Source organism: Stenotrophomonas sp. YJH_SMC_79 (assembly GCF_059367995.1).
Genome location: NZ_JCAFRK010000001.1, coordinates 74591 through 95673 on the forward strand (window position 1 = coordinate 74591; position 21083 = coordinate 95673).

General features: G+C 65.4%; 18 protein-coding genes and 11 tRNA genes. 24 read left to right on the forward strand and 5 right to left on the reverse strand.

Going from position 1 to position 21083, the window contains the following annotated elements; genetic code table 11:
- Nucleotides 1–115: 115 nt before the first annotated feature.
- The 4 genes from AC5P57_RS00375 to AC5P57_RS00390 all read left to right on the forward strand — a co-directional run bounded on the left by AC5P57_RS00375 (nucleotide 116) and on the right by AC5P57_RS00390 (nucleotide 3858).
- A complete protein-coding gene (locus tag AC5P57_RS00375; protein WP_099551263.1) occupies nucleotides 116–1120 on the forward strand; it encodes an isocitrate dehydrogenase in 1005 nt (334 codons plus the stop codon).
- A gap of 244 nt (nucleotides 1121–1364) precedes the next feature.
- On the forward strand, nucleotides 1365–2108 hold the full coding sequence (locus AC5P57_RS00380; RefSeq protein ID WP_262235962.1) for a cysteine hydrolase family protein: 744 nt from the start codon (nucleotides 1365–1367) through the stop codon (nucleotides 2106–2108).
- A 54-nt stretch (nucleotides 2109–2162) separates the two neighbouring features.
- Nucleotides 2163–3071, forward strand: a complete 909-nt coding sequence (locus tag AC5P57_RS00385) for a LysR family transcriptional regulator (protein WP_262235963.1) — start codon at nucleotides 2163–2165, stop codon at nucleotides 3069–3071.
- Between the two features lie 25 nt (nucleotides 3072–3096).
- Nucleotides 3097–3858, forward strand: a complete 762-nt coding sequence (locus tag AC5P57_RS00390; protein WP_262235964.1) for a sulfite exporter TauE/SafE family protein — start codon at nucleotides 3097–3099, stop codon at nucleotides 3856–3858.
- Nucleotides 3859–3861: 3 nt separating this feature from the next.
- On the opposite strand, the gene AC5P57_RS00395 is transcribed toward AC5P57_RS00390, so the two are convergent.
- Nucleotides 3862–4482 (reverse strand): flavin reductase family protein, encoded by a 621-nt coding sequence (locus AC5P57_RS00395; RefSeq protein ID WP_142807345.1) that lies wholly within the window; start codon nucleotides 4480–4482, stop codon nucleotides 3862–3864.
- Nucleotides 4483–4552: 70 nt separating this feature from the next.
- Nucleotides 4553–5311 carry a Bax inhibitor-1/YccA family protein gene (locus AC5P57_RS00400; protein WP_099551257.1) on the reverse strand — a complete coding sequence of 253 codons (759 nt, stop codon included), beginning with the start codon at nucleotides 5309–5311 and terminating at the stop codon, nucleotides 4553–4555.
- A 180-nt stretch (nucleotides 5312–5491) separates the two neighbouring features.
- Between AC5P57_RS00400 and AC5P57_RS00405 the strand changes: the two genes are divergently transcribed.
- From AC5P57_RS00405 to AC5P57_RS00485, 17 genes are all read left to right on the forward strand, one after another.
- A tRNA-Pro gene (locus AC5P57_RS00405) sits at nucleotides 5492–5568 on the forward strand.
- A 39-nt stretch (nucleotides 5569–5607) separates the two neighbouring features.
- Nucleotides 5608–5684, forward strand: a tRNA-Arg gene (locus tag AC5P57_RS00410).
- Nucleotides 5685–5859: 175 nt separating this feature from the next.
- Nucleotides 5860–5936: transfer RNA gene (locus AC5P57_RS00415), tRNA-His, on the forward strand.
- A 79-nt stretch (nucleotides 5937–6015) separates the two neighbouring features.
- Nucleotides 6016–6091, forward strand: a tRNA-Lys gene (locus tag AC5P57_RS00420).
- Between the two features lie 197 nt (nucleotides 6092–6288).
- A tRNA-Lys gene (locus AC5P57_RS00425) sits at nucleotides 6289–6364 on the forward strand.
- A 180-nt stretch (nucleotides 6365–6544) separates the two neighbouring features.
- Nucleotides 6545–6629 (forward strand) — tRNA-Leu (locus tag AC5P57_RS00430).
- 189 nt (nucleotides 6630–6818) lie between these two features.
- Nucleotides 6819–8114, forward strand: coding sequence for a trigger factor (gene tig, locus AC5P57_RS00435; protein ID WP_049448004.1), 1296 nt, complete (start codon nucleotides 6819–6821; stop codon nucleotides 8112–8114).
- Nucleotides 8115–8190: 76 nt separating this feature from the next.
- On the forward strand, nucleotides 8191–8817 hold the full coding sequence (gene clpP, locus AC5P57_RS00440) for an ATP-dependent Clp endopeptidase proteolytic subunit ClpP (protein WP_004146318.1): 627 nt from the start codon (nucleotides 8191–8193) through the stop codon (nucleotides 8815–8817).
- A 126-nt stretch (nucleotides 8818–8943) separates the two neighbouring features.
- Nucleotides 8944–10233: an ATP-dependent Clp protease ATP-binding subunit ClpX gene (clpX, locus tag AC5P57_RS00445; RefSeq protein WP_004154600.1), complete on the forward strand. Its 1290-nt coding sequence runs from the start codon at nucleotides 8944–8946 to the stop codon at nucleotides 10231–10233.
- A 142-nt stretch (nucleotides 10234–10375) separates the two neighbouring features.
- On the forward strand, nucleotides 10376–12826 hold the full coding sequence (lon, locus tag AC5P57_RS00450) for an endopeptidase La (protein WP_099485204.1): 2451 nt from the start codon (nucleotides 10376–10378) through the stop codon (nucleotides 12824–12826).
- Between the two features lie 217 nt (nucleotides 12827–13043).
- The gene (locus AC5P57_RS00455) at nucleotides 13044–13316 is read left to right on the forward strand and encodes an HU family DNA-binding protein (protein ID WP_004146343.1); all 273 of its coding nucleotides are present in this window, start codon (nucleotides 13044–13046) and stop codon (nucleotides 13314–13316) included.
- A gap of 11 nt (nucleotides 13317–13327) precedes the next feature.
- Nucleotides 13328–13402, forward strand: a tRNA-Val gene (locus tag AC5P57_RS00460).
- 26 nt (nucleotides 13403–13428) lie between these two features.
- Nucleotides 13429–13505, forward strand: a tRNA-Asp gene (locus AC5P57_RS00465).
- Nucleotides 13506–13588: 83 nt separating this feature from the next.
- A tRNA-Asp gene (locus AC5P57_RS00470) sits at nucleotides 13589–13665 on the forward strand.
- An 87-nt stretch (nucleotides 13666–13752) separates the two neighbouring features.
- Nucleotides 13753–13829, forward strand: a tRNA-Asp gene (locus AC5P57_RS00475).
- Nucleotides 13830–13935: 106 nt separating this feature from the next.
- Nucleotides 13936–14012, forward strand: a tRNA-Asp gene (locus AC5P57_RS00480).
- Nucleotides 14013–14204: 192 nt separating this feature from the next.
- On the forward strand, nucleotides 14205–16160 hold the full coding sequence (locus tag AC5P57_RS00485) for a peptidyl-prolyl cis-trans isomerase (RefSeq protein WP_262235966.1): 1956 nt from the start codon (nucleotides 14205–14207) through the stop codon (nucleotides 16158–16160).
- Between the two features lie 183 nt (nucleotides 16161–16343).
- Here the strand turns inward: AC5P57_RS00485 and AC5P57_RS00490 are convergent, their stop codons facing one another.
- A complete protein-coding gene (locus AC5P57_RS00490; protein WP_099551255.1) occupies nucleotides 16344–17543 on the reverse strand; it encodes a lytic transglycosylase domain-containing protein in 1200 nt (399 codons plus the stop codon).
- Nucleotides 17540–18304 (reverse strand): hydroxyacylglutathione hydrolase, encoded by a 765-nt coding sequence (gloB, locus tag AC5P57_RS00495; RefSeq protein WP_099551254.1) that lies wholly within the window; start codon nucleotides 18302–18304, stop codon nucleotides 17540–17542. The genes AC5P57_RS00490 and gloB overlap by 4 nt, the downstream gene beginning before the upstream one ends.
- Nucleotides 18305–18315: 11 nt before the next feature.
- Here gloB and AC5P57_RS00500 point away from each other — a divergent pair, with 11 nt between their 5' ends.
- Genes AC5P57_RS00500 through dnaQ form a run of 3 tightly spaced genes read left to right on the forward strand, consistent with a single transcriptional unit; the run spans nucleotide 18316 to nucleotide 20162 of the window.
- Nucleotides 18316–18960 carry a class I SAM-dependent methyltransferase gene (locus tag AC5P57_RS00500; protein ID WP_262235968.1) on the forward strand — a complete coding sequence of 215 codons (645 nt, stop codon included), beginning with the start codon at nucleotides 18316–18318 and terminating at the stop codon, nucleotides 18958–18960.
- A gap of 13 nt (nucleotides 18961–18973) precedes the next feature.
- Nucleotides 18974–19426: a ribonuclease HI gene (gene rnhA / locus AC5P57_RS00505; RefSeq protein WP_032129326.1), complete on the forward strand. Its 453-nt coding sequence runs from the start codon at nucleotides 18974–18976 to the stop codon at nucleotides 19424–19426.
- A gap of 4 nt (nucleotides 19427–19430) precedes the next feature.
- Nucleotides 19431–20162 (forward strand): DNA polymerase III subunit epsilon, encoded by a 732-nt coding sequence (gene dnaQ / locus AC5P57_RS00510; RefSeq protein ID WP_099551252.1) that lies wholly within the window; start codon nucleotides 19431–19433, stop codon nucleotides 20160–20162.
- A 69-nt stretch (nucleotides 20163–20231) separates the two neighbouring features.
- On the opposite strand, the gene AC5P57_RS00515 is transcribed toward dnaQ, so the two are convergent.
- A complete protein-coding gene (locus tag AC5P57_RS00515; protein WP_005408277.1) occupies nucleotides 20232–20936 on the reverse strand; it encodes a PP2C family protein-serine/threonine phosphatase in 705 nt (234 codons plus the stop codon).
- Nucleotides 20937–21083 lie beyond the last annotated feature (147 nt).

The following is a 21083-nucleotide window of genomic DNA, read 5'->3' on the forward strand; positions in this document are numbered from 1 at the left end:
GTCTACTTGGGTAGCCGCCCCCGGCTAAGGCATAATTGCGGGTGAAACTTCCTTTGCGCCGGCGTTTCCGGGCACGTCCGGACGGCGTTTTTCCCCCTGTTCGGAACATCGATCAATGACGCAGAAAATTACGGTCATCCGCGGCGACGGCATTGGCCCGGAAATCATGGACGCCACCCTGTTCGTGCTCGACCAGCTCAACGCTGGCCTGGAGTACGAAGACGCCGACGCCGGCCTGGTGGCCCTGGAAAAGCACGGCGACCTGATGCCGGCGGTGACCCTGGAATCGATCGCGCGCAACAAGGTCGCGCTGAAGAGCCCGCTGACCACCCCCGTCGGTGGTGGCTTCACCTCGATCAACGTCAGCCTGCGCCGCCATTTCGACCTGTACGCCAACGTGCGTCCGGCCCACACCTTCCCGAACACCAAGTCGCGTTTCGACAACGTCGACCTGATCACCGTTCGTGAGAACACCGAAGGTGCGTACCTGGCCGAAGGCCAGGAAGTGTCGGCTGATGGCGAGACCGCCTTCTCCGGCACCCGCATCACCCGCAAGGGTTCCGAGCGTATCGTGCGCTACGCCTTCGAGCTGGCCCGCAGCGTCGGCCGCAAGAAGGTCACCGCCGTACACAAGGCCAACATCATCAAGTCGACCTCGGGCCTGTTCCTGAACGTCGCCCGTGAAGTGGCCGCGCAGTACCCGGACATCGAGTTCCAGGAAATGATCGTCGACAACTGCTGCATGCAGCTGGTGATGCGTCCGGAACAGTTCGACGTGATCGTTACCACCAACCTGTTCGGCGACATCATCTCCGACCTGTGCGCCGGCCTGGTGGGCGGCCTGGGCCTGGCCCCGGGTGCCAACATCGGCAAGGACGCGGCGATCTTCGAAGCCGTGCACGGCACCGCGCCGGACATCGCCGGCCAGGGCAAGGCCAATCCGTGCGCGCTGCTGCTGGCAGCCGCGCAGATGCTGGACCATATCGGCCAGCCGGAAAACGCAGAGCGCCTGCGCAAGGCCATCGTGGCCACGATGGAAGCCAAGGATTCGCTGACCGGCGACCTCGGCGGCACCGGTACCACCATGAGCTTCGCCAAGGCCATCGCCACCCGCCTGTAAGCGGCCGGTCGACCTCGGTTGGATCCACAGCGGGGCGCCTTCGGGCGCCCCGTTGCGTTGTGGGCTGACTCGGTAGATCCACGCCATGCGTGGATGGCGGGGCTTTGATCCGCAGCCACCCATGGGGTGGCTACAGGCGGTTATCTGTGCGTTTATCGTACAGATCATGTGCCCGATCCCGGCTGGTTCGTGCGCCAGCCGCTCCGCATCCTGTGCCCACTTCCCACCGCACAGGAGTCGCCCCATGAACCTTTCCGCCTTCGGCCTGGCCAGCCTGATCGGCATGGCCGCCACCGCCCCGGTCGCCGCTGCCGAACCGGCCCATCCCACCATCCGCCATATGGCCGGCGCGCCGGTCGCGGCCTCGCTGGATGCCGCGAAGACCGCCGTGCTGGTCATCGATTTCCAGAACGAATACTTCGACGCCAGTGCCGCGCCCGGCTTTGCTGGTGGCCGCATGGTCATCCCTGACGGCGTAGCCGCGCTGCGCCAGGCGAAGCGGGTGGTCGAGTTCGCCGATGCCAACGGCATCCGCGTGATCCACGTGCAGCATGTGCTGCCGGCCGGCGCGCCGCTGTTCGCGCAGGGCAGCGTCAACGCCGCCTTTCATCGCGGCCTGCTGCCGCGCCAGGGCGAGGCCGTGGTGCAGAAGGACAACGTGAGCGTGTTCGCCGGCGCCTCGGCTGCCGTGCTGGACACCGTGCTGAAGGACGCCGGCATCGACACGCTGATCGTCACCGGCCTGCAGACCCATGCCTGCGTGGCCGGCGCCGCCCGTGACGCTGCCGCCGCACCGCGCGGCTACCGGGTGATCGTGTCGTCCGATGCGTCGGCCAGTCGCGATCTGGATCTGGCCGGCGGCCAGCGCATGGATCATCGCGCGCTGCACGAGGCCTCGCTGGCGCAGATCGAGGATACCTTTGGTGACGTTCTGAGTACCGATGCAATCCTGGCGCTGCCGGTGCGCAAGGCCGGCGACGGCGCTTGATAAGCTGGTAGGGCCCGCATGCCGTGGGCCCCCGCCAGGTGGAGTTGCCCGCTGATGGATCATTTCGCTGCCCTGCGTGCGCTGCGCGCCATCGTCGACGCAGGCAGCTTCACTGCTGCGGCCGAACGTCTGGGCACGACCCACTCGGCGATGTCTCGGCAGCTGCGGCAACTGGAAGACCATCTGCAGGTGCGCCTGCTCGATCGAAACAGCCGCCGGCTGTCATTGACCGAAGCCGGACGCGATTACTACCAGGAGGCCGGCGCGCTGCTCGATCGTCTGCAGGAGGCGGATGACCGCGCGCGCGCAGGACAGGCCCGGCCCGGTGGCTCAGTGCGGATCAGCGTGCCGCAGGTGGTCGCCAGCCAGGAGTTGCCACAGTGGTTGCCGTCGTTCCTGCAGCGCTACCCGCAGGTCTCGCTGGATCTGTCGGCCGATGATCAGCTGGTCGATGTCGTGGGCGGTGGGTTCGACCTGGCCCTGCGCATCGCGCATGCGTTGCCGGACAGCCAACTGGTCGCACGTGAACTGGCCAGCTGCCCGCGCATACTGGTGGCCGCGCCAGCCTATCTGGCCCGGCACGGCCTGCCGCGGCAGGCGGCCGACCTTGCGCAGCACGCCCTGCTGGGCTTCAGTCCCACGCCGTCGATGCCGCCCTGGCAGCTGCAGGGGCCACGTGGTGCCAGCATGAACATCGAGGCTGGCCAGCGCCTGCGCGTGGATGCCACGCCAGCGCTGTATGCCGCCGCGCTGGCGGGAATGGGCATCAGCCTGTTCACCGCGCTGACGGTGCAGGAAGACCTGCGCGCCGGTCGATTGATCCGTGTGCTGCCAGCGTGGCATGCGGGGCAGCGACGCTACTTCGCGCTGTATCCACATGCGCGTGCGCTTGCCCCCAAGGTGCGTGCGCTGGTCGAGCATCTCGCGGCGCACTACGCTGCACAGGTGGGCGCGGCAGGGTAGCCGCGCCGCTGCAACCGAGGTGGTGATGGAATCGGTGTACCTGCTGGTCGCGCTCGGCGCGATCGTCGCCGGATTCGTGCAGGGGCTGTCGGGTTTCGCCTTCGGCATGGTGGCGATGTCGTTCTGGGCATGGGGGCTGGAGCCGCGACTGGCGGCCACACTGTCGGTGTTCGGCGCGCTGGTCGGCCAGCTGGTGGCGGTGTTCACCGTGCGCCGCGGCTTCAATCCGCGCCTGCTGCTGCCTTTCGTGCTGGGTGGGCTGGCTGGCATTCCGCTGGGCGTGATGCTGCTGCCGCAGCTGGACATGGACTGGTTCAAGGCTTTGCTGGGCGGCTTCCTGGCGCTGTGGTGCCCGGTGATGCTGATGGCGCGCTCGTTGCCGCCGATCACCGTCGGAGGGCGCGTGGGTGACGCCATTGCCGGTATGGCCGGTGGCGCGCTCAGTGGCATCGGTGGCTTCGCCGGGCCGGTGCCGACGTTGTGGAGCACGCTGCGCGGCTTCGGCAAGGACGAGCAGCGCGCGGTCATCCAGAACTTCAACCTGGCCATGCTGGCGGTGACCATGGCCACCTATGTCGGAAGTGGCCTGGTGACGCGGCAGATGCTGCCGTACTTCGCCATCGTGGCGCCGGCCATGCTGGTGCCGACCCTGCTGGGCGCGCGGGTCTACATCGGTATCAGCGAGGCGCGCTTCCGGCAGATCGTACTGAGTCTGCTGACCGCATCCGGCATCGCGCTGCTGGCCTCGTCGCTGCCGACGCTGCTGGCGCGTGTGTCGGCAGCCTGAGGCTCAGGCTGGGCGGAACATGCGGAAGCGTTGTTCGGCGCCGATGCGGAAGTAGTCGGCGGGGCCGCCGCCGCGCAGGATAGGCGCCGCTGCAGCGGTGTCGTAGATGCCGTCGACCAGCAAACGGGTGTCGATGTGCACTGCGACCACTTCGCCCAGCACCAGCCAGCCGTTGGTGTCCTGCCCGGCGGCATCGCGCAGGCGCACGATCTGGGTGCAACGGCACTCCATGCTCACCGGGCTCTGTGCCACGCGGGGTGGCGCGACCTGTGTGGAGGCCAGTGGCGTCAGCCCGGCCAGGGCGAACTCGTCGACCTCCGGCCCGACCCCACGACAGCTTTCGTTCATTGCTTCGGCCAGGTCGAAGGTCGCCAGGTTCCAGGCGAACTCACCGGTCGCTTCGATGTTGCGCAGCGAGTCTTTGCGGCCCTGGCTGGAGAAGCCGATGATCGGCGGGGTGTAGTTGAACGCATTGAAGAAGCTGTACGGCGCCAGGTTCAGTGTCCCTTCGGCGTCGCAGCTGGAAATCCAGCCGATCGGGCGTGGGCCGATGATGGCGTTGAACGGGTCGTGCGGAAGGCGGTGTCCGTCTGCCGGGCGGTAGCTGTGGAAGGTGCAGGACATGGGGCAGGGTTCCAAAAAAAAAGCCGTGATCCTCGCGGACCACGGCTTGTCGTTTACGACCAGATGGGGTTCAGCGCTGCTGGATCTTCGACAGCAGGCGCAGGAACTCCACATACAGCCAGACCAGGGTCACCATCAGGCCGAATGCGCCATACCACTCCATGTACTTCGGTGCGCGCTGGGCCACGCCGGTTTCGATGAAGTCGAAATCCAGCACCAGGTTCAGCGCGGCGACGACCACCACGAACAGGCTGAACGCAATGCCCAGCCAACTGGAATCGTGGATCACCGGCACATCGATGTTGAAGAAGCCGAGCACGAACGAGGCCAGGTAGAGCAGGGCGATGCCGCCGGTGGCGGCGACCACACCCATCTTGAAGTTCTCGGTGGCCTTGATCACGCCGCTGCGGTAGGCGATCAGCAGCGCGAACAGGGTGCCGAAGGTCAGCAGCACCGCCTGGAACACGATGCCCGGGAACTTGGCGTTGAAGACGGCCGAGATGGCGCCGAGGAAAAGCCCCTCGACCAGCGCGTACATCGGTGCGGTGACCGGGGACCATTCCTTCTTGAAGACGGTGACCAGTGCCAGCACCAGGCCGCCGATCGCGCCGCCCATGGCGTACAGCCTGGCCGCGTCCATGACCTGGTCGTACTCGTCGATCGACTGGTTCCAGGCGAAGGCCGCCGTCAACACTGTCAGCAGCAGCAGGAAACCGGTCTTGTTGACGGTGCCGTTGAGCGTCATGGCCTGGTCGGGGCTGGTTACCACCGAGCCACTGGCGAGGTCGAGGAAGGTCGACTCGGAAAGAGCCGGGTTGCCGCTGCGCATGCGTGTTCTCCGTGCGAATGAGGGGCTGGACGGCCATCCGGCCGATGACCGGGAGCATAGCCGATGGTTGCACGTGGTGCGGTGCCAGGCTTCGGATGCGGGTCGCCCGCGTTGACAGTTCATGATGCGCTTGGCCACAATGACCAGCTCCCCGGGCCTGGCCCGAGGGGATTGCAAGACCGGGGTATAGCGCAGTCTGGTAGCGCGCCTGCTTTGGGAGCAGGATGTCGGGGGTTCGAATCCCTCTACCCCGACCAATCCCACATCACGTCGGATTGGACGCCGTTCCGGTTCGGGCGCCCGTAGCTCAACTGGATAGAGCACCGGCCTTCTAAGCCGGCGGTTACAGGTTCGATTCCTGTCGGGCGCGCCATCGGCGAGGCACTGGGATCGCATCGGCGGATGTGAAGAAGTGCTTGCAAAAGCGTAAAGACTCCACCAGAATATCGGACTCGCTTCGGCAGACCGGAACTTCGGTGACAGTCCCCAGGCAAAGGTTTGAAGTTCCAGCGCCAGCGGATAGCGGCGAAGGAACAAAAGTTTCAGTGGTGGCTGTAGCTCAGTTGGTTAGAGTACCGGATTGTGATTCCGGTGGTCGGGGGTTCGAATCCCCTCAGCCACCCCACTGATTCAACCGCATCGGCGCAGCCGAAACGGTATTGCAATAAACAGAATGCACGCTACAATGTGCGTCTGGGTTTTACGGGCCGTTAGCTCAGTTGGTAGAGCAGTTGACTCTTAATCAATAGGTCCAAGGTTCGAATCCTTGACGGCCCACCAAGACGGAAGCCACCTGGTATGCCAGGTGGCTTTTTTCTTATAAGTGTGACCCCATCATTTCGATGGATCACACGCTGAAGCGCTCCGCCTGGCGGGGGTCTGCAGAGGCAGCGGGACAGCAGGACTGGTTTCAACGATGTTGAAAAAAGTGCTTGCACCCACCAAGCGGATCGGGTCATAATTCGCGCCCCGATTTCGGGCTGTTAGCTCAGTTGGTAGAGCAGTTGACTCTTAATCAATAGGTCCAAGGTTCGAATCCTTGACAGCCCACCAGACGAAAGCCACTTGGTTCGCCAAGTGGCTTTTTTCTTGTCCGGGCGTCGCCCGGCCTTCACCCACGAATGGCGTGGATCTACTGAAAGCGCCGGTTGTGCACGAGCTGCCATGTTCAGCTTTGTGCAGGCCTTTCGCTTCCCGGCATCGCCTGCGACAATGAACGTCTGTGCCGGCCACGCGAAAGTGGCGGAATTGGTAGACGCCCTGGATTTAGGTTCCAGTGCCGCAAGGCGTGGGGGTTCGAGTCCCCCCTTTCGCACCAGTGCCGGCCTGTCCCCGCCCTGATCGGGCCATCTGCGCCCCCTTGACCGGCACGCGCTGGCAGTGCAGGCCGAATTGGGCGAAACTAAAGGGCTGCGGCAAGCAGGCGCGTCCCAGACGTCGTGTCCTTACAACCGTTTCATCCCAATCATCGAGCCGGGGGCCTGGGCCACCGGTGGCAGGAGTCAACATGCAAGCTTCGATCGAATCCACCGGCAACCTGGAACGCCGCCTGAGCTTCTCGCTGCCGGAAGAGCGTCTGCAGAGCCACATCGTCGGCCGCCTGGGCGAAATCGCCCGTACCACCCGCATCAAGGGTTTCCGTCCGGGCAAGGTGCCGGCCAAGGTGATCGAGCAGCGCTTCGGCGCGCAGGTCCGTGGCGAGGCGCTGGACGGCCTGCTGCGCGAAACCTTCGACGCGGCCGTGCGCGAGCACGACCTGCGCATCGTCGGCAGCCCGCGCATCGACAAGGGCGACGAGGGTGAGTTCTCCTTCGTCGCCACCGTGGAAGTGGTGCCGGACTTCGGCGACATCGACGTCAGCAAGCTGACCGTCGTGCGCCACAGCGCCGAGATCACCGACGCCGACATCGACCAGATGATCGAGAACCTGCAGAACCAGCGTCGTACCTGGGCCCCGGTCAGCCGTGGCGCACAGGACGGTGATCTGGTCGCCGTGGAAACCTGGTCGCAGGCCGGCGAAGAGCGCCTGCCGGCCGAGGGCACCGAGAAGGGTTCGATCGTGCTCGGCCAGGGCATGATGTTCGAAACCATCGAAAAGGGCCTGGTTGGCCTGGCCAAGGGCGAAGAGAAGACCCTGGACGTCGAGTTCCCGGCGGACTGGCGCGTGCCGGTGCTGGCCGGCAAGACCGTGCAGGTCACCGTCAAGGTTGCCGAAGTTTCCGAGCCGGTCGTGCCGGCGGTCGACGAAGCCTTCATCAAGAGCTTCGGCGTGAAGGGTGGCGATGTGGAGCAGTTCCGCAGCGACATCCGTGCCAACCTGGAGCGCGAGCTGAAGGGCGCCTTGATGAACCGTCTGCGCCGCGAAGTGGGCGAGCAGCTGATTGCCGCCTATTCGTCGGTGGAAATGCCGCCGCGCCTGGTCGAGAACGAGGCCCGCGCCATGCTGGCCCAGCAGGTCGAGCAGATCCGCCGCAACGGCCAGAACGTCGGTGAGATCCCGGCCGATGCCCACGAAGGCTTCAAGGACGCCGCCGCCAAGCGCGTGCTGGTCGGCCTGCTGGTCGGCGAGGTGGCCCGCATCAACGACCTGCGCCTGGAAGCCAAGCGCCTGAACGAAACGATGCGCCTGATCGCTTCGACCTACGAAGAGCCGGAGCAGGTCATTGAGATGTACCGCAACGACCCCCAGCTGATGTCTGGCCTGCAGAACCGTGTGATGGAAGAGCAGGTGATCGACTGGATCGCCGAGCGTGCCCAGCACACCGAAGAGAAGCTGTCGTTCCAGGACGCGATCCGCCAGTAAGCCCGGCCGGATCACCGGATGCCCCGCGCCTTTGCCGGCGCGGGGTTGTTGCCCCCCAAGATAGGTACCTCACGTAATGGACAACCGAACCAAAGCCCTGAACCTGGTTCCGATGGTGGTCGAGCAGACCAGCCGCGGCGAGCGTGCCTACGACATCTATTCGCGCCTGTTGAAGGAGCGCCTGATCTTCCTCGTGGGCCCGATCGACGATCACATGGCCAACGTGGTGGTGGCGCAGTTGCTGTTCCTGGAATCGGAAAACCCGGAAAAGGACATCAACATCTACATCAACTCGCCGGGTGGCGTGGTCACCGCCGGCATGGCGATCTACGACACCATGCAGTACATCAAGCCGAATGTGAGCACCACCTGCATCGGCCAGGCCGCCTCGATGGGCGCCCTGCTGCTGGCCGCGGGCGAAGCCGGCAAGCGCTACGCGCTGCCGAACTCGCGCGTGATGATCCACCAGCCGCTGGGTGGCTACCAGGGCCAGGCGACCGACATCGACATCCACGCGCGTGAGATCCTGACCCTGCGTTCGCGCCTGAACGAGGTGCTGGCCAAGCACACCGGCCAGTCGCTGGAGACGATCGCCCGTGACACCGAGCGCGACAACTTCAAGAGCGCCTTCGAGGCGCAGGCCTACGGTCTGGTCGACCAGGTCCTGGAGCGTCGTCCGGATGAGTCGATCCAGGCCGGCTGACCGGCCTTCACGGGGCCATGGAGGCCCCGTTCCTGCAGGGTCGGGCGGGACTGGTGTCCCCTCGACCCTGTGCTATTCTCGAATCGAACCCCCGTTCAGCGGGTGGGGTAACTGGGTAAGCGAAGCATGAGCGAAGACCGCCAAGGTCGTTCCACGGACACCGGCAAGATCCTCTACTGCTCTTTCTGCGGCAAGAGCCAGCATGAAGTGCGCAAGCTGATTGCGGGTCCGAGCGTGTTCATCTGTGATGAATGCGTGGAGCTGTGCAACGACATCATCCGCGAGGAACTTGAGGAAAAGGCGCAGTCGGCGCGCAGTTCGCTGCCGAAGCCGCGCGAGATCCTCGAGGTGCTCGACCAGTACGTGATCGGCCAGAACCGCGCCAAGCGCACCCTGGCCGTGGCCGTGTACAACCACTACAAGCGCATCGAGAGCCGGCAGAAGAACGACGACGTCGAACTGGCGAAGTCGAACATCCTGCTGGTCGGCCCGACCGGTTCGGGCAAGACGCTGCTGGCCGAGACCCTGGCCCGCCTGCTCAACGTGCCGTTCACCATGGCCGATGCCACCACGCTGACCGAAGCCGGTTACGTGGGCGAGGACGTGGAGAACATCATCCAGAAGCTGCTGCAGAAGTGCGACTACGATGTCGAGAAGGCGCAGCAGGGCATCGTCTACATCGATGAAATCGACAAGATCTCGCGCAAGAGCGAGAACCCGTCGATCACCCGCGATGTGTCCGGCGAAGGCGTGCAGCAGGCCCTGCTGAAGCTGATCGAAGGCACCGTGGCCAGCGTTCCGCCGCAGGGCGGCCGCAAGCATCCGCAGCAGGAATTCCTGCAGGTGGACACCAAGAACATCCTGTTCATCTGCGGCGGCGCGTTCGCCGGGCTGGACAAGGTGATCCAGGCCCGTTCCACCGACGTCGGCAGCATCGGCTTCGGCGCCAAGGTGAAGAGCAGCGAGCGCAAGCAGGAAGTGGGCAAGGTGCTGGCCGAAGTCGAGCCGGAAGACCTGATCAAGTTCGGCCTGATCCCCGAGTTCGTCGGCCGCCTGCCGGTGGTGGCGACCCTGGAGGAGCTGGACGAGCCGGCCCTGATCAAGATCCTGACCGAGCCGAAGAACGCCATCACCAAGCAGTTCAAGAAGCTGTTCGAGATGGAGAACGTCGAGCTGGAGTTCCGTCCGGACGCGTTGTCGGCCATTGCCCGCAAGGCGCTCAAGCGCAAGACCGGTGCCCGTGGCCTGCGCACCATCGTCGAATCGGTCCTGCTGGACACCATGTACGACCTGCCGTCGCAGGAAAACGTCAGCAAGGTGGTGGTGGACGAGTCGGTGATCGAGCACAAGTCCGAGCCGTACCTGATCTACCAGACCCCGGCGGCCCCTGAACAGAAGGCCGCAGGCGCCGAGTGATCCTTCCAGGTTGTTGATTGGAAAGGATTTTCAAGGAATGCCTTGCATCTGAAAGCCGATGGCCCCATAACGGGGCCATCGGCTTTTTTTGTCTCCGGAAGATGCCCTCCCGGAGGCGGTTTTCCCCTTCCCTGGAGCCCCCATGGCCCGTTCCCCAAGTGAAACCCTCGACCTGCCGGTCCTGCCGCTGCGCGACGTAGTGGTGTTCCCGCACATGGTCATCCCGCTGTTCGTCGGCCGTGACAAGTCCATGCACGCGCTCGAACAGGCAATGGAATCGGACAAGCGCATCCTGCTGCTGGCGCAGAAGTCGGCCGAGACCGATGACCCGCATGCGGCCGACCTCTACCAGGTCGGTACGCTGGCGCAGGTGCTGCAGCTGCTGAAGCTGCCCGACGGCACCATCAAGGTGCTGGTCGAAGGCCTGTCGCGCGTGCAGGTCACCCACGTCGACGAGCGCAACGGCTCGCTGCACGGGCAGGCGGTGGAAATCGACGCCACCGACGAACGCGAGGCCCGCGAGGTCGAGGCGATCGCCCGCTCGCTGATGTCGCTGTTCGAGCAGTACGTCAAGACCAACCGCAAGCTGCCACCGGAACTGCTGCAGACGCTGTCGGGCATCGATGAGCCGGCGCGCCTGGCCGACACCATCGCCGCGCACATCAGCGTGCGCCTGGCCGACAAGCAGCGCCTGCTGGAAACGCTGGCCGTCGGCGATCGCCTGGAGATGCTGGTCGGCCTGGTCGACGGCGAGATCGACGTGCAGCAGATGGAAAAGCGCATCCGCGGCCGCGTGAAGTCGCAGATGGAGAAGAGCCAGCGCGAGTACTACCTCAACGAACAGATGAAGGCCATCCAGAAGGAACTGGGTGACCTGGACGACGCGCCGGGCGAGCTGGAAGAGCTGGCCCGCAAGATCGCCGAAGCCGGTATGCCGAAGGCGGTTGAAGCCAAGGCGCGCAACGAACTGAACAAGCTCAAGCAGATGTCGCCGATGTCGGCCGAAGCGGCGGTTGTGCGCAACTACCTGGAGTGGCTGCTGGGCGTGCCGTGGAAGAAACGCAGCAAGGTGCGCAAGGACCTGAAGGCCGCGCAGGACACCCTCGACGCCGACCACTATGGCCTGGAGAAGGTCAAGGAGCGCATCCTTGAATACCTGGCGGTGCAGTCGCGCGTGAAGCAGATGAAGGGCCCGATCCTGTGCCTGGTCGGGCCGCCGGGCGTGGGCAAGACCTCGCTGGGCCAGTCCATCGCCAAGGCCACCAACCGCAAGTTCGTGCGCATGTCGCTGGGCGGCGTGCGCGACGAGGCCGAGATCCGTGGCCACCGCCGTACCTACGTCGGTTCGATGCCGGGCCGCATCGTGCAGAACCTCAACAAGGTCGGCAGCAAGAACCCGCTGTTCGTGCTCGACGAGATCGACAAGATGTCGATGGACTTCCGTGGCGATCCGTCTTCGGCGCTGCTGGAAGTGCTCGATCCGGAGCAGAACAACGCGTTCAACGACCACTACCTGGAAGTGGATCTGGACCTGTCCGAAGTGATGTTCGTGGCGACCTCGAACTCGCTCAACATTCCGGGCCCGCTGCTGGACCGCATGGAAGTGATCCGCATCCCCGGCTACACCGAGGACGAGAAGCTCAACATCGCCACCCGTTACCTGGTGCCGAAGCAGATCAAGGCCAACGGCCTGCAGCCGGAAGAACTGGAGATCGGCAGCGATGCCATCCAGGACATCGTGCGTTACTACACGCGCGAATCGGGCGTGCGCAACCTGGAACGCGAGATCGCCAAGATCTGCCGCAAGGTGGTGAAGGAGATCGCGCTGGCCGGCCCGCAGCCGGCGGCGAAGGCGAAGAAGGGTGCGAAGAAGAAGGCGCTGGTGAGCGTGTCCAGCAAGAACCTGGACAAGTACCTGGGCGTGCGTCGCTTCGACTTCGGCCGTGCCGAGGAAGAGAACGAGATCGGCCTGGTCACCGGCCTGGCCTGGACCGAGGTCGGTGGCGATCTTCTGCAGATCGAATCGACGCTGGTGCCGGGCAAGGGCCAGCTGATCCTGACCGGCCAGCTCGGCAACGTGATGAAGGAATCTGCGTCGGCGGCGCTGTCGGTGGTGCGTTCGCGCGCCGTGGGCTTTGGCATCGACAGCGACTTCCTGCAGAAGCACGACGTGCACCTGCACGTGCCCGATGGTGCCACGCCGAAGGACGGCCCGAGTGCCGGCGCGGCGATGGTGACCTCGCTGGTGTCGATGCTGACCAAGGTGCCGGTGCGTGCTGACGTGGCGATGACCGGCGAGATCACCCTGCGTGGTCGCGTCACCGCGATCGGTGGCCTGAAGGAAAAGCTGCTGGCGGCACTGCGTGGTGGCATCCGCACGGTGATCATCCCGGAAGAGAACCGCAAGGACCTGGCCGACATTCCGGCCAACGTCACCCGCGATCTGAAGATCGTGCCGGTGAAGTACATCGAAGAAGTCCTGGACCTGGCGCTGGAGCGTCCGTTGGCACCGAAGAAGGCGCGCAAGAGTGCGCAGCGTGTCACGGTGCGCAGCAAGGCCAAACCGAGTGGAAGCGCGCGCGTCAAGCATTGACGCGCGCTGTCCAATGGCCCGAAACCCGCGTCGTTGCTGGCTTTCCAGCTTGCGTGGGGGTAGGGCCACTGGTATAAAAGCAGCACTCGCGAATGAGTGATCGCTGTCAGCGATGACTGAATCGGCGAACCGTTTCCACATGGCGGCCGCATGCAGAAGGCATGCGGTTGCTTCCCTGTCGAATAAGCGGAACCCACCGCCAAAGGAGTTGTAGAGAATGAACAAGACCGAATTGATCGATGCCGTTGCTGAAGCTGCCGACCTGACCAAGGCCGAGTCCAGCCGCGCTGTCGATGCCGTCGTTGCTGCCGTCACCAAGGCGCTGAAGGACGGCGATGCGGTCACCCTGGTTGGCTTCGGTACCTTCCAGGTCCGCGACCGTGCTGCACGCACCGGCCGCAACCCGAAGACCGGCGACACCATCAAGATCGCTGCTTCGAAGAATCCGTCGTTCAAGGCTGGTAAGGCCCTGAAGGATGCTGTAAACTAAGCGGCTCGCTGGGGTGCTTAGCTCAGCGGTAGAGCGTCTCCTTTACACGGAGAGGGTCGGGGGTTCGAAACCCTCAGCACCCACCACAGCACCGCGGTAAAAGTTTGAGTGTGGAGCGGTAGTTCAGCTGGTTAGAATGCTGGCCTGTCACGCCGGAGGTCGCGGGTTCGAGTCCCGTCCGCTCCGCCATTCAACGAGGCCTCCGGCCAAAAGCTGGAGGCTTTGTTTTCTCCCCGGTCCAGGCCGGCTGAAAACAAAAAAGGTAACAACGCGGAGCGGTAGTTCAGCTGGTTAGAATGCTGGCCTGTCACGCCGGAGGTCGCGGGTTCGAGTCCCGTCCGCTCCGCCACTACATCGAGGCCCCCGGCCTGAAGCCGGGGGCCTTGTCTTCTCCCTGGAAGGTTCGGGAAGAAGGCGAAAAGGTTTTTGCAAGAACGGAGCGGTAGTTCAGCTGGTTAGAATGCTGGCCTGTCACGCCGGAGGTCGCGGGTTCGAGTCCCGTCCGCTCCGCCATTGCAGAATTCTTAAGTCCCTGTGAAAAAACTTTGAAAAAAGTGTTCATCGGGCTGGGTTTCCAGGGAGTCTTCGGATATACTGGGCGCCTGCAAAGTTTCAGCGCGGAGCGGTAGTTCAGCTGGTTAGAATGCTGGCCTGTCACGCCGGAGGTCGCGGGTTCGAGTCCCGTCCGCTCCGCCAACTCTAAAAGCCCTCGGCGCAAGCCGGGGGCTTTTTCTTTGTGTCATGCGTGCAATCGCACGCGCGGGGGGGATCTGCCCGCCGCGCGTTGCCGCGAAGGCGCGCGCAGGCCATGCGGGCGCTGCTTTTGGTCCCTGCGGCGAAGCGGGTTACACTGCCGGGCTCGCCAATCAGGCCTTGTGATTCCTCACCATGCTGCAGAAACTCCGCGACAAGACCTCAGGCTGGATCGTCACCGTGATCCTGGGGCTGCTGATGATTCCGTTCCTGTTCGTGATCGACAACAGCTACCTTGGTGGCGTTGGCGCACAGAACGTGGCCAAGGTTTCCGCGCCCCCGACCTGGTGGCGTTCGGCACCGTCGTGGTGGCCGGTGCGCATGCTGTGGCAGCACCATGAGATCAGCGCGCAGGATTTCCGCACCCGCTTCGAGCAGGAGCGCATGCGTGAGCGCCAGCAGCAGGGCGAGAATTTCGACCCGCGCGCGTTCGAGAGCACTGAGAACAAGCTGGCCGTGCTCGATCAGCTGATCGACGAGCAGGTCGTGCGCCTGGTCGGCGAGCAGGCCGGTGTCGTGATCGGCGATGGCGCGGTGCGCGAGTACATCGCCACCATCCCGGCCTTCCTCGATTCGAACGGCAAGTTCAACGAGAACAACTACCGCCTGGCGCTGGCCGGTGGCAATCCGCCGCGTACCCCGACCCAGTTCCAGGAACTGGTGCGTGAGAGCCTGCAGCAGTCGGTGATTCCGTCGGGCCTGCAGAACTCGGGCTTCGTCACCCAGTCCGAGACCGAGCGCCTGCTGAAGCTGCTGGGCGAGACCCGCGACGTCGAACTGGCCGCATTGCCGGAAGTGCCGGCCGACACCGCGCCGGTGACCGATGCGCAGATCAAGCAGTGGTACGACAGCCATGGCAAGGACTTCCGCCAGGCCGAGAGTGTCTCGCTCGAGTACGTTGAGATCAATGGCGCGAACCTGCCGGCACCGACCGCAGCCGACGAAGCCACCCTGCGCAAGCGCTATGAAGACGAGAAGGCGAAGTTCACCACGCCGGAGCAGCGCCAGGCCTCGCATATCCTGATCACCGGCGACGGTGCCGAAGCCAAGGCGAACAAGATTGCCGCCGAAGCCAAGGCCGCCGGCGCCGACTTCGCTGCACTGGCCAAGGCCAACTCGGAAGACCCGGGCTCGAAGGACCAGGGCGGTGACCTGGGTTGGGTCGAACGCGGCGCGATGGTCAAGCCGTTCGAAGATGCACTGTTCGCTGCCAAGGCCGGTGACGTGATCGGCCCGGTCAAGACCGAGTTCGGCTATCACATCATCAAGGTTGCCGCGGTCCGTGGTGGCCAGGGCAAGTCGTTCGAGGAAGTGCGTGACACGCTGGCCGCCGAGCAGCTGAAGGCCGACGGCGAGCGCGGCTTCAACGAACTGGCCGGCCGTCTGGTCGACGCCATCAACAAGAGCCCGAGCGATCTGGCGGCTGCGGCCAAGGAAGTGAACCTGCCGCTGCAGACCCTGGGCCCGATCACCCGTGCCACCGCCAGTGGCATCGCCGCTGACCCGGCCGTGCTGCGTGCCGCGTTCTCCGACGTGCTGGTGCAGGACGGGACCGCCAGCGATCCGATCGCTCTGGGCGGTGCGACCAACCACAGTGTGGTCATCCGTGTGGCCGCGCACACCCCGGAACAGGCCATGCCGCTGGACAAGGCCCGCGAGCAGGTGATCGCCGCGATCCGTGCCGACCGTCAGCGCCAGGCCAGCGACAAGGCGGCCGATGCCGTGCTGGCCAAGCTGAAGGCGGGCGCTACCCTGCATTCGCTGGCGGCCAGCGAGAAGCTGCAGCTGAGCCCGATGCCGGGCCTGCCGCGCAGCCAGCCGGTGCCGACCCCGGAAATCAACCGCGCGATCTTCAGCGCGCCGGTGCCGGCGGATGGCAAGCCGAGCTACGGCAAGGTCGACGTCAACGGCCACGCGCTGCTGTTCGCGGTGAACAAGGTGAACCCGGGCGACGTGAAGGAAGTGACCGCCGAGCAGCAGAAGCAGCTGAAGGACCAGCTGAGCCAGATCGATGGCATGGCTGCGGCCAAGGCCTACGTCGAGGCGATGCGCAAGAAGTTCGTGATCCAGACCACCGAAGCGAACCTGTAAGCCTCGCGGTGGGCAGGACGAGAAAGGCCCGGCAATGCCGGGCCTTTTTTGTTGGAGCGTTGCTGGAAATTGAACTGTGGAGCCGAGCCCATGCTCGGCTTGTCATGAATCCAGACAAGTCGCAGGCAAGAAAAAAGCCGAGCGTGGGCTCGGCTCTACGTGGGGAGGCGCTTGGCCTGTCCGTCAGTCTTCCACGCGCAGTACCGCGCCAGGCTTCAGCACGCTGCTGCCGCTCAGGCCGTTCAGCGACAGCAGGGCCTTCACCGGCATGCCATAGCGGCGGGCGATGGTCCAGGCCGACTCGCCATCACGCACGGTGTGGCGGCGGCTGCGCGGACGGTCGGCGATCGCGGCGACGGTCCTGGTGGCCTGCGGCGCGGGTACCGCGGCCGCCACCGGTGCGGCGCTGGCGACCAGCGCGGTCGCTGTCTCCGTCACCGTCGCATTTGCAGCCGAGACAGGTGCCAGCACGCGGGTGGTGCCCGAGGGGCGGCCACCGGAGGCCAGGGCCGGATTGAGGCGGGCGATCCTGGCAGGGTCCAGGGCGCGCTGTGCGGCCCACTGCTGCACGCTGGTGCCCGCAGGCAGGGTGTGGTCCTTCAGTACCGGCACGGTGCGGTCCAGCGAGGCCATCACGCCGGGCTGGTCTTCCACGTCTTCCAGCACGCACGCCAGGGCATGCAGCTTCTCGACGTAGGCATGGGTAACCGGCGACAGGCCAGGCAGCGCCGACGGCTTGGCGTTCTGCGCGTTCATGCCGGCCTTGCGCATGGACTGCAGCACGCGGTACTCGCCGGCGTTGTAGGCCATGGTGGCCAGGCGCCAGTCGCCGCCGAACATGCCGTGCAGGGTCTTCAGGTAGCGCACTGCGGCCTGGGTCGAATCGACTGCCGACAGGCGGCCGTCATAGCCGTTGGCCATCGGCACGCGGTGGTTGCGCGCGGTGGTGGCGATGAACTGCCACAGGCCGGTCGGGCCGCTGCCGTTGCGGGCATTGGGCCGGTAGCCGCTTTCCACGAAGGGAATCAGCGCGAACTCGGTGGGCAGGTTCGCCTTGCGCAGCTCTTCGACCACATAGCCGAACAGCACCAGCGCATCGTCATCCTGGTTGGCCAGGCGCGAGGGGGCGTGGGCGAACTGCTTCTGCCAGCGCGGGCTGGTGGCCTCTGCGTCGCAGCTGGGTTCGGCCAGGCCGTCGCGGAAGCTGGTGAAGATCTCCTGGCCGTTGCGCACCGAAGCGGCCGGCAGCGCCGAGGGATCCAGCGGCAGGGCCGCGGCAGCGGTCAGGTTCTGGCTGATGCCGGCGCCCAGCGACTGTGCGCCTGCGGTTCCGGCCAGCCCCAGGGCAAGGCCCAGGGCCAGCGGCAGACTTCGGCGCATCATGCGCGGAAGCCGTCTTTCCAGTGCCGGAGACCGGCCATCACGTCGACGTCGTCCACGACGTCACGGCCCAGGTGTGCCGATACCGACGCACGGATCGGTGCAGCGTGCACACGCAGGAAGGGATTGCAGTCGAATTCGTTGGCCAGGGTTACCGGCAGGGTGGAACGGTCATCGCGGCGCATGGCCAAAGCCTCCTCTTGGCGCTGCCACAAGGCAGCGTTGGCGGGGTCGACATGCCGCGCGAAGACGGCATTTGACACGGTGTACTCATGAGCGCAACAAAGCAGCAGTTGCGCGGGCAGGGCACCCAGCTTGCGCATCGACGCCAGCAGCTGGGACGGCGTACCTTCGAACAGGCGTCCACAGCCCAGGCTGAACAACGAATCTCCGCTGAAAAGATGTTCAGCAGTGTGAAACGCGATGTGGCTGCGGGTATGCCCGGGCACGGATAGTACGTGGAACGTCCGGCCCAGTGCCTGAACGCGTTCACCTTCGCCGACCCGCTCGGTCGCCGTGGGAATGCGTTCCTCGACCGGCGCGACGACCCGCGCGCCGGGGAAACGTGCCTGCAATGCCGGCACGCCACCGATGTGGTCGTCGTGGTGATGGGTAAGCAGGATCGTGTCCACGCGCAGGCCCTGATCGGCCAGCGCGAGCACGGGCGCGGCATCACCGGGGTCGACGACCACGGCGGCGCCATCGTTGTCGATCAGCGTCCAGATGTAGTTATCCGCAAATGCGGGCAGGGCAGTCAGTCGCATAGAATTGGACCATGCCCGCGCTGCAGAGCACCCGTCAAGCGAGCCAGACCCCGTGGTTCGACAGTGAACCGGCGGAGTCCTTGCGCGTGCTGGAGCGGCAATTGCTGCTGCCACAGCTGTCGGTGCTGCCGGCGCAGCCCTGGCTGTGGATCGCACCAAGTGTGGCCTGGCTGGACGATGCACAGCTGGGCGGACGCGGTCTGCGCCTGTACCGGCAGGGGCCGGGCTATGACGGCGATACCCGCTGCGGGCTGCCCTTGCCCCTGGCCAACGAGAGCGTCAATGCGATCGTGCTGCAGCATGTCACCACAGGCGATGCCGACCAGCTGCTCGACGAGTGCGAGCGCGTACTGATGCCGGGCGGGCATTTGTGGCTGAGCAGCCTCAATCCGTTCAGCCCGTACCGCACCCACTGGCGGCAGCATGGGCTGGTGGTGCGTACGCCGCAGCGGATCCGCCTGCTGCTCGGCCGCCATGGCCTGGAGTGCGACGAGGTGCGCTACCTCGGCCCGCTCTGGCGCGGTGCCGGCAGCCGTCGCCCGGGGGGCTGGGCGCCATTGCGCGCGGCCTGCCTGTTCCATGCGGAAAAACGCACGCTGGCCCTGCCCGGGCCGAAACCGCTGCCGGTGCGCTGGCACGGCACCGTAGCTACTTGATTCTGGAGCTGTATTGAAGACCATCGAAATCCACACCGACGGATCCTGCCTCGGCAATCCCGGCCCCGGCGGCTGGGCCGCGCTGCTGCGCTACAAGGGCCACGAGCGCGAACTGAGTGGTGGCGAGGCGCACACCACCAACAACCGGATGGAGCTGATGGCGGCCATTTCCGGGCTGGAGTCGCTGACCGAGCCGTGCAACATCGTGCTCTACACCGACTCGCAGTACGTGCGGCAGGGCCTGACCCAGTGGATGCCGGGCTGGATCCGCAAGAACTGGAAGACCGCCGGTGGCGACCCGGTGAAGAACCGCGAGCTGTGGGAGCGCCTGCAGGCGGCCACGCTGCGGCATCAGATCGACTGGCGGTGGGTGAAGGGCCACTCCGGCGATCCGGACAATGAGCGGGTGGATACCCTGGCGCGCAACGCGGCGATCCAGATCCGCGACGCCAGCCCGGTAAACTGAGCCCATGCGTCAGATCATCCTCGATACCGAAACCACCGGCCTGGAGTGGAAGAAGGGCAACCGCATTGTCGAAATCGGCTGCGTGGAGCTGTTCAAGCGCCGCCCGACCGGCAACAACTATCACCAGTACATCAAGCCGGACTGCGAGTTCGAACAGGGCGCGCAGGAAGTCACCGGCCTGACCCTGGAGTTCCTCGATGACAAGCCGGACTTCGCGCAGATCGCCGATGAGTTCCTGGCCTTCATCGATGGCGCCGAGCTGATCATCCACAACGCGGCGTTCGACCTGGGCTTCCTCGACAACGAGCTGTCGCTGCTGGGGCCGCAGTACGGCAAGATCACCGATCGCTGCACGGTGATCGATACCCTGGTGATGGCGCGCGAGCGCTTCCCGGGCCAGCGCAATTCGCTGGATGCGCTGTGCAAGCGGCTGGGCGTGGACAACTCGCACCGTGCGCTGCACGGTGGCCTGCTCGATGCGCAGATCCTGGGCGATGTCTACATCGCGCTGACCTCGGGCCAGGAAGAGATCGGCTTCGGTCTGGGCGATGAAGATGGCGGCGGTGCCGGCGCGGCATTGCAGGCTTTCGATACCAGCAAACTGCTGCCACGTCCGCGCGTGGTGGCTACGCCGTCGGAACTGGAAGCGCACACCGCGCGCCTGGAGCGACTGCGCAAGAAGGCCGGCCACGCACTGTGGGATGGCCCGAAGGTGGAAGAGCCCGCCAGCGCGTAATGCCTGGAATGAGGTAGTGCCGGCCGCTGGCCGGCAGCGCCGTATCCACGCGTGGCGTGGATCTACCGGTCAGTGGCAGCGCACCAGGATCACGCTGATGTTGTCACGGCCACCGCCGTCGAGTGCGGCGGCGACCAGCGTATCCACGCATTCCTGCGCGCTGGCATCTTCGAATGCCAGGGTGCGGGCGATGCCGCGGTCATCCACTTCCTCGGTGAGACCGTCACTGCACAGCAGCAGCTGCATGCCGGGGCGCAGCTCGCCGCTGGTGGTGGCCACGTTCAGGTGTGCCGGATCCGTCACGCCCAGTGCCTGGGTAACCACGTTGCGGTGCGGATGCGCGCGGGCCTGCTCAGCGGTCAGGTTGCCCTGTGCGACCAGTTCCTGCACCACGCTGTGGTCCTGGCTGAGCTGCGCCAGCTGGCCGTCGCGCCACAGGTAAGCGCGGCTGTCGCCGACCCAGGCTACTTCATAGCGGTTGCCCTGCACGCGCGCGGCCACCACGGTGGTGCCCATCGGCAACGTGTCGTTGCGCCGGCGCGAGGCGCGGATGATCTCTTCGTCGGCGGTGCGGATGGCCTGTGCCAGCGGTGCGCCGCGGCGGATCTCGCGCACGATGGTTTCGCGTGCCAGTGCGCTGGCCACTTCGCCGCACGCATGCCCGCCCATGCCGTCGGCCACCAGCCACAGGGCCAGCTCGCTGTCACCGTAGTAGGTGTCCTCGTTGAGCTCGCGGCGCATGCCGGGGTGGGTCAGGTGTCCGAATTCGATCATGGTGGGCAGGGCGGAGTATTGCCGGGGGAGACAGGCATCATCGGGTGGGCGCAGGCATCCGGCAAGGCATGCGCCCAGGAAATTTTCACTTCGTTGGCCGGAATCACTTGTCGTCGGCCTCACTTCCTCGTATGATGCGCGTCCCCG

Bases quoted from the DNA above. Each gene is read 5' to 3' on its own strand.
- AC5P57_RS00375 (WP_099551263.1), top strand. From the start codon at position 116: ATGACGCAGAAAATTACGGTCATCCGCGGCGACGGCATTGGCCCGGAA.
- AC5P57_RS00380 (WP_262235962.1), top strand. From the start codon at position 1,365: ATGAACCTTTCCGCCTTCGGCCTGGCCAGCCTGATCGGCATGGCCGCC.
- AC5P57_RS00385 (WP_262235963.1), top strand. From the start codon at position 2,163: ATGGATCATTTCGCTGCCCTGCGTGCGCTGCGCGCCATCGTCGACGCA.
- AC5P57_RS00390 (WP_262235964.1), top strand. From the start codon at position 3,097: ATGGAATCGGTGTACCTGCTGGTCGCGCTCGGCGCGATCGTCGCCGGA.
- AC5P57_RS00395 (WP_142807345.1), bottom strand. From the start codon at position 4,482: ATGTCCTGCACCTTCCACAGCTACCGCCCGGCAGACGGACACCGCCTT.
- AC5P57_RS00400 (WP_099551257.1), bottom strand. From the start codon at position 5,311: ATGCGCAGCGGCAACCCGGCTCTTTCCGAGTCGACCTTCCTCGACCTC.
- tig (WP_049448004.1), top strand. From the start codon at position 6,819: ATGCAAGCTTCGATCGAATCCACCGGCAACCTGGAACGCCGCCTGAGC.
- clpP (WP_004146318.1), top strand. From the start codon at position 8,191: ATGGACAACCGAACCAAAGCCCTGAACCTGGTTCCGATGGTGGTCGAG.
- clpX (WP_004154600.1), top strand. From the start codon at position 8,944: ATGAGCGAAGACCGCCAAGGTCGTTCCACGGACACCGGCAAGATCCTC.
- lon (WP_099485204.1), top strand. From the start codon at position 10,376: ATGGCCCGTTCCCCAAGTGAAACCCTCGACCTGCCGGTCCTGCCGCTG.
- AC5P57_RS00455 (WP_004146343.1), top strand. From the start codon at position 13,044: ATGAACAAGACCGAATTGATCGATGCCGTTGCTGAAGCTGCCGACCTG.
- AC5P57_RS00485 (WP_262235966.1), top strand. From the start codon at position 14,205: ATGCTGCAGAAACTCCGCGACAAGACCTCAGGCTGGATCGTCACCGTG.
- AC5P57_RS00490 (WP_099551255.1), bottom strand. From the start codon at position 17,543: ATGATGCGCCGAAGTCTGCCGCTGGCCCTGGGCCTTGCCCTGGGGCTG.
- gloB (WP_099551254.1), bottom strand. From the start codon at position 18,304: ATGCGACTGACTGCCCTGCCCGCATTTGCGGATAACTACATCTGGACG.
- AC5P57_RS00500 (WP_262235968.1), top strand. From the start codon at position 18,316: ATGCCCGCGCTGCAGAGCACCCGTCAAGCGAGCCAGACCCCGTGGTTC.
- dnaQ (WP_099551252.1), top strand. From the start codon at position 19,431: ATGCGTCAGATCATCCTCGATACCGAAACCACCGGCCTGGAGTGGAAG.
- AC5P57_RS00515 (WP_005408277.1), bottom strand. From the start codon at position 20,936: ATGATCGAATTCGGACACCTGACCCACCCCGGCATGCGCCGCGAGCTC.